The 216-nt window shown below is 77.8% G+C and carries 1 protein-coding gene; it reads right to left on the reverse strand.

The annotated features are described in order from the left end of the window. Positions 1 to 216: hypothetical protein (locus tag QWY28_RS24095; RefSeq protein WP_300955418.1), on the reverse strand; the 216-nt coding region annotated here is incomplete at both ends.

The following is a 216-nucleotide window of genomic DNA, read 5'->3' on the forward strand; positions in this document are numbered from 1 at the left end:
CACGACGACCAGCCAGGTCGGTCGCGGCCGGCGCACCGCCATCGCGGCGATCCGGGGGGCGGTGACCGTCCAGTCCTCCAGCTCGCGGGCCAGCTGCTCCTCGCGGTCGCCCGCGACGGCGCCGGTGGTCCCGGCCGGGCGCCGGCCGGTCGCCAGCCCGTTGGCGACGACGTGCAGCACGCCGTCGACCGGGTCGTCGTGGAAGACCTCGTCGAG

The sequence above is a fragment of the Nocardioides oceani genome, from assembly GCF_030412965.1.
GTDB classification, from domain to species: domain Bacteria; phylum Actinomycetota; class Actinomycetes; order Propionibacteriales; family Nocardioidaceae; genus Nocardioides; species Nocardioides oceani.